This is a genomic window from Natronomonas sp. (genome assembly GCF_036625485.1).
In the GTDB taxonomy this organism is placed as follows: Archaea; Halobacteriota; Halobacteria; order Halobacteriales; family Haloarculaceae; genus Natronomonas.
The window spans coordinates 1-4,410 of sequence record NZ_JAZKTR010000180.1 but is presented as its reverse complement, the minus strand read 5'-3'; the positions used below and the strand labels follow the sequence as shown (position 1 = coordinate 4,410).

Annotated in this window: 4 protein-coding genes; all 4 read left to right on the top strand. The window is 64.0% G+C overall.

Going from position 1 to position 4,410, the window contains the following annotated elements; translation table 11 throughout:
- Positions 1-1,632: V-type ATP synthase subunit A (locus tag V5A53_RS13235; protein ID WP_332314089.1), on the top strand; the 1,632-nt coding region annotated here is incomplete at its 5' end.
- A gap of 2 nt (positions 1,633-1,634) precedes the next feature.
- Entirely contained in the window at positions 1,635-3,053 is a 1,419-nt protein-coding gene (locus V5A53_RS13230; RefSeq protein WP_332314088.1) for an ATP synthase subunit B, read from the top strand.
- Between the two features lie 127 nt (positions 3,054-3,180).
- The gene (locus V5A53_RS13225; protein WP_332314087.1) at positions 3,181-3,705 is read left to right on the top strand and encodes a DUF7504 family protein; all 525 of its coding nucleotides are present in this window, start codon (positions 3,181-3,183) and stop codon (positions 3,703-3,705) included.
- A gap of 29 nt (positions 3,706-3,734) precedes the next feature.
- Positions 3,735-4,410 (top strand): V-type ATP synthase subunit D (locus tag V5A53_RS13220; RefSeq protein ID WP_332314086.1); only part of this gene is annotated, 676 nt, incomplete at its 3' end.

Here is a 4,410-nt window from a genome sequence, read left to right as displayed (position 1 = left end):
CTGATGGGCGAGGTCATCGAGATCGAGGGGAACCTCACCACCATCCAGGTGTACGAGGAGACCTCCGACGTCGCCCCCGGCGAACCGGTCCAGAACACGGGCGAACCGCTGTCCGTCGACCTCGGACCGGGGATGCTGGACAGTATCTACGACGGCGTCCAGCGCCCGCTGGACGTCCTCGAAGAACAGATGGGCGCCTTCCTCGACCGCGGTGTCGACGCCCCAGGTATCGACCTCGAGAAGACATGGGAGTTCAATCCCGAAGTCGAGGAGGGTGACGAGGTAGAATCCGGCGACGTCGTCGGTATCGTCCCCGAGACCGAGAGCATCGATCACAAAGTGCTGGTGCCGCCGGGCTACGAGGGCGGCGAAGTCGTCGAGGCCAAGTCGGGTAACTTCACCGTCACGGAGACGGTCGTCGAACTCGACAACGGCGAGGAGATCCAGATGCGACAGGAGTGGCCGGTCCGAGAGGCCCGCCCGACTGTCGAGAAGGAGACCCCGACGACGCCGCTGGTGTCGGGCCAGCGCGTCCTCGACGGCCTGTTCCCCATCGCGAAGGGTGGGACGGCCGCCATTCCGGGACCGTTCGGCTCCGGGAAGACGGTCACCCAGCACCAGCTCGCCAAGTGGGCCGACGCGGACATCGTCGTCTACGTCGGCTGTGGCGAGCGTGGCAACGAGATGACCGAGGTCATCGAGGACTTCCCGGAACTGGAAGACCCCAAAACGGGCAAGCCCCTGATGTCCCGGACGTGCCTCATCGCGAACACGTCCAACATGCCGGTCGCGGCGCGTGAGTCCTGTGTCTACACGGGCATCACCATCGCCGAGTACTACCGCGACATGGGCTACGACGTCGCGCTGATGGCCGACTCCACCTCGCGGTGGGCCGAGGCCATGCGTGAGATCTCCTCGCGTCTCGAGGAGATGCCCGGCGAAGAGGGCTACCCGGCATACCTGGCCGCGCGCCTCAGCGAGTTCTACGAGCGCGCCGGCAAGTTCCAGAACATCAACGGCAGCGAGGGGTCGATTTCGGTTATCGGCGCCGTCTCGCCGCCGGGCGGGGACTTCTCCGAGCCGGTCACCCAGAACACCCTGCGTATCGTGAAGTGCTTCTGGGCGCTGGACGCCGACCTCGCGGAGCGTCGGCACTTCCCGTCTATCAACTGGACGGAGTCCTATTCGCTGTACAAGGAACAGCTCGACCCGTGGTGGCGCGAGAACGTCCACGAGGAGTTCCCCGAGGTCCGCCAGTGGGGCGTCGACGTGCTCGACGAGGAGGCGGAACTGCAGGAGATCGTTCAGCTCGTCGGGAAGGACGCCCTGCCGGAAGACCAACAGCTCACCCTCGAGGTCGCCCGATACATCCGCGAGGCGTGGCTCCAGCAGAACGCGTTCCACGACGTGGACACCTACTGTGAGCCGGAGAAGACCCACGAGATGCTGGTCGCGATTCAGCACTTCAACGACGAGGCCTTCGAGGCACTGGAGGCCGGCGTCCCCGTCGAGGAGATCATCGACATCGAGGCCGTCCCGCGGCTCAACCGGATGAACACCCAGGAAGAGTGGGAGTCGTACATCGAGGAGCTGAAAGACGAAATCACTGAGCAGCTCCGGGAGCTGTACTAACGATGCAGAAGGAATACAAAACTATCACGGAGATCAGCGGACCGCTGGTGTTCGCCGAGGTCGACGAGCCGGTCGGCTACGACGAGATCGTCGAGATCACGACACCGAACGGCGAGACGCGACGCGGTCAGGTACTCGAGTCGACGTCCGAGTACGTCGCGATTCAGGTGTTCGAGGGTACCTCGGGCATCGACCGCAACTCGTCGGTTCGATTCATCGGTGAGACCCTGCAGATGCCGCTGACCGAGGACCTCCTCGGCCGCGTCCTGTCGGGCGTCGGCGAACCCATCGACGGCGGTCCCGAAATCGAGCCGGACGACGAACAGCCCATCGTCGGGGCGGCTATCAACCCGACGGCTCGGGAGTATCCCGAGGAGTTCATCCAGACGGGTGTCTCGGCCATCGACGGCATGAACACCCTCATTCGGGGCCAGAAGCTCCCCATCTTCTCGGGGTCGGGGCTGCCGCACAACGACCTCGCGCTCCAGGTCGCCCGTCAGGCGACGGTGCCCGAGGAAGAAGAAGCCGGCGAGGACGAGGAGGGTTCGGAGTTCGCGGTCATCTTCGGCGCGATGGGTATCACCGCCGAAGAGGCCAACGAGTTCATGGACGACTTCGAGCGCACCGGCGCGCTGGAACGATCGGTCGTCTTCATGAACCTCGCGGACGACCCCGCAGTCGAGCGGACGGTCACGCCGCGGATGGCGCTGACCACCGCCGAATACCTCGCCTTCGAGAAGGGCTACCACGTACTGGTCATCCTGACGGACATGACCAACTACTGTGAGGCACTGCGCGAGATCGGTGCCGCGCGTGAAGAGGTCCCCGGCCGTCGTGGCTATCCCGGGTACATGTACACGGACCTCGCACAGCTCTACGAGCGGGCCGGCCGCATCGAGGGACGTGAGGGCTCCGTCACGCAGATTCCCATCCTCACGATGCCGGGTGACGACGACACCCACCCGATTCCGGACCTGACCGGCTACATCACCGAGGGGCAGATCTACATCGACCGTGACCTCAACAGTCAGGGTATCGAACCGCCCGTCAACGTCCTGCCGAGCCTCTCGCGACTGATGGACGACGGTATCGGCGAGGGCTACACCCGTGAGGACCACGCCGACGTCTCCGACCAGCTGTACGCGGCGTACGCAGAGGGTAACGACCTGCGTGACCTCGTGAACATCGTCGGTCGTGAAGCACTCTCCGAGCGTGACAACAAGTACCTCGACTTCGCGGACGCCTTCGAGAATGAGTTCGTCCAGCAGGGGTACGACACGAACCGCGACGTCAGCGAGACGCTCGATCTCGGCTGGGACCTGCTGAGCGAGTTCCCGAAAGAGGAGCTCAACCGTATCGACGAGGAGCTCATCGAGAAGTACTACGTCGAAGCGGAAGAAGCGCCTCAGACCGCGGACTGATGCGGACCGCTGTAACGGTTTAGCGGCGATCGCTCCGAGGGGGTCGCCGCCGAAGACTACAACAGTCCGTATGACGCTCTGAGTCGGCCAACGCTTTCTTTACCGACGGTTCGGATAGGAAACGTACATGACACGGCACCTCGTGGGGGAGATTCCGGACGACGCCACGGCGGTGTTGGTGTTGTCGCCGGCCATCGACGGCGACGCCGATGTCTGTTCGACGCTTTTCTCGCGCGCGAAGGAGATTTGTATGGTCGGATACGCCGGTGCCGACCCGGGGACGCTTCGCGAGCGACTCGCGGCCGACGGTTCCGACGCCCCGCACATCGACGCGCTCGATATCGGGACGGACGTCGAGCCGAACGACCTGACCGGACAGGGAATCGCCATCGCCGAGGCGCTGGACGCCGGGACCGAGGTGTGTTTCGACTCGCTGACCGCCCTCCTGCAGTACGCCGACCGCGAGCGGGCGTTCCAGTTCCTCCATTCGCTCGGCGAGCGGTGTGCCGAAGCCTCGGCGACGATTCATTATCATCTCGATCCCGAAGCGACCGACGAACAGACGGTCGCAGCGATGTCGACGCTGATGGACGCTGTCGTCGACACCGAGACGGGCGAGTTGCGTGTTCGGCCGGAACTCCAGAAGGATTAACCCGGTTCGGACAGAATCGCCTCGTAAGAATGGCCCAGGACGTCAAGCCGACGCGGAAGAACCTCATGCAGATCGAGGACCGCATCGAACTCTCCGAGCGGGGCCACGACACGCTCGAAAAGAAGCGTGACGGCCTCATCATGGAGTTCATGGACATCCTCGATCAGGCACAGGACGTTCGCTCCGACCTCGATGCCGACTACGAGCGCGCCCAGCGGAACATCAACATGGCCCGCGCCATGGAGGGCGACGTCGCGGTTCGCGGCGCCGCGGCGGCCCTCAAGGAACACCCCGAGATCACGACCCAGTCGAAGAACATCATGGGCGTCGTCGTCCCGCAGATCGAGTCGACGAAGGTCAAGAAGTCCCTCGACCAGCGTGGCTACGGGCTTGTCGGCACCTCCGCGCGTATCGACGAGGCTGCCGACGCCTACGAGGAACTGCTGGAGTCCGTCATCCTCGCCGCGGAGGTCGAGACGGCGATGAAGAAGATGCTCGACGAGATCGAGAAGACCAAGCGGCGTGTCAACGCTCTCGAATTCAAGCTTCTGCCGGATCTCTACGACGCACAGGAGTACATCGAGCAGAAACTCGAAGAGCAGGAACGCGAGGAGATCTTCCGGATGAAGAAGATCAAGGCCAAGAAGGAAGAGGAAGAAGCGGAAGAGGCGGCCGAAGCGGAGGCCGAGCAGGTCCTCGCCGACG

Bases quoted from the DNA above. Each gene is read 5' to 3' on its own strand.
- V5A53_RS13230 (WP_332314088.1), top strand. From the start codon at position 1,635: ATGCAGAAGGAATACAAAACTATCACGGAGATCAGCGGACCGCTGGTG.
- V5A53_RS13225 (WP_332314087.1), top strand. From the start codon at position 3,181: ATGACACGGCACCTCGTGGGGGAGATTCCGGACGACGCCACGGCGGTG.